Annotated in this window: 1 protein-coding gene; it reads right to left on the reverse strand. The window is 65.9% G+C overall.

Annotation, left to right across the window (positions count from 1 at the left end; genetic code table 11):
• The coding region (locus GO615_RS28530; RefSeq protein ID WP_169133132.1) for a TetR/AcrR family transcriptional regulator at positions 1-329 on the reverse strand (329 nt) is incomplete at its 3' end.
• Positions 330-381: the final 52 nt, after the last annotated feature.

A 381-nucleotide genomic window follows, 5' to 3' on the forward strand; every position in this document is an offset into this window, starting at 1 on the left:
GTCTCCAGGGCTGCAGCGACGTTGCGGCCGTCGCAGGCGCCGAGATTCACGATGGAGACGAACCGGTCGACCCGGTCAGTCACCATGCCTTCGAACAGCGCCAGCTTGGTCGGGATCAGCCGGTAGAGGGTCTTGGTGGAGACGCCGGCGCGGCAGGCGACGTCGGCGATGCTTGCCGCCGCGAAGCCGCGCTCGGAGAACTCGCGCCGCGCGGCCTCGTAGATCAGCGCGCGCGTCTCGTCGTCGGAGCGGAGCTGCGGCCGGCCGCGGCCGCGCCGCTCCGGCACAGCCAGGTTCTGCTCAGTCTGAGCTTTGTCATTCCGGTTCATCGGCAAGCCATGCTTTTAGATGATGCCTGTCATTCTATTGACACTCCAAATA

It is taken from the genome of Aromatoleum evansii, assembly GCF_012910805.1.
Lineage (GTDB): Bacteria > Pseudomonadota > Gammaproteobacteria > Burkholderiales > Rhodocyclaceae > Aromatoleum > Aromatoleum evansii.